This is a genomic window from Aliivibrio sp. S2TY2 (genome assembly GCF_028765525.1).
Taxonomy (GTDB): domain Bacteria; phylum Pseudomonadota; class Gammaproteobacteria; order Enterobacterales; family Vibrionaceae; genus Aliivibrio; species Aliivibrio finisterrensis_A.
The window spans coordinates 1-1136 of the sequence record NZ_JARACS010000034.1 but is presented as its reverse complement, the minus strand read 5'-3'; the positions used below and the strand labels follow the sequence as shown (position 1 = coordinate 1136).

Here is a 1136-nt window from a genome sequence, read left to right as displayed (position 1 = left end):
TCTTGTGTTGCTGTTTTAGATGGCGATACGCCACGTATTTTAGAGAATGCAGAGGGTGAACGTACAACGGCATCGGTAATTGCATACACAGATGGCGAAACTCTTGTAGGTCAGCCAGCTAAGCGTCAAGCGATTACTAACCCACAAAACACATTATTTGCGATTAAGCGTTTGATCGGTCGTCGTTTTGAAGACGAAGAAGTTCAACGTGATATCGAAATCATGCCGTACAAAATCGTTAAAGCTGACAACGGTGATGCTTGGGTTGAAGCGCAAGGCCAAAAAATGGCTGCTCCTCAAGTTTCTGCTGAAATTCTTAAGAAAATGAAGAAAACAGCGGAAGACTTCCTAGGTGAAGAAGTGACTGGCGCAGTAGTTACTGTACCTGCTTACTTTAACGATGCTCAACGTCAAGCAACGAAAGATGCTGGTCGTATCGCAGGTCTTGATGTTAAACGTATCATCAACGAACCAACAGCAGCAGCATTAGCTTACGGTCTAGACAAAAAAGGCGGCGATCGCACTATCGCAGTATACGACCTTGGTGGTGGTACATTCGATATTTCTATCATTGAAATCGACAACGTTGATGGCGAGCAAACATTCGAAGTTCTTGCGACAAACGGCGACACTCACCTAGGTGGTGAAGATTTCGATAACCGTATGATCAACTACTTAGTAGATGAGTTCAAAAAAGAGCAAGGTATCGATCTTAAAACTGATCCTCTTGCTATGCAACGTGTTAAAGAAGCAGCAGAAAAAGCGAAGATTGAACTGTCTTCAGCTCAACAAACTGACGTAAACCTTCCTTACGTTACTGCTGATGCGACTGGTCCTAAGCACATGAACGTTAAAGTGACGCGTGCAAAACTAGAATCTCTAGTTGAAGACTTAGTAATTCGTACGCTTGAACCGCTAAAAGTAGCTCTAGCAGATGCTGATTTATCAGTAAGCGAAATCACTGACGTTATTCTAGTTGGTGGCCAAACACGTATGCCTATGGTTCAAGCTAAAGTAGCTGAATTCTTCGGTAAAGAAGCGCGTCGTGACGTGAACCCTGATGAAGCAGTAGCAATGGGTGCTGCAGTTCAAGGTGGTGTATTAGCAGGTGACGTTAAAGACGTTCTACTACTAGA

At 43.7% G+C, this 1136-nt stretch carries 1 protein-coding gene; it reads left to right on the top strand.

The window, feature by feature from the left end:
• The coding region (locus PVK63_RS19860) for an Hsp70 family protein (RefSeq protein ID WP_274440979.1) at positions 1-1136 on the top strand (1136 nt) is incomplete at both ends.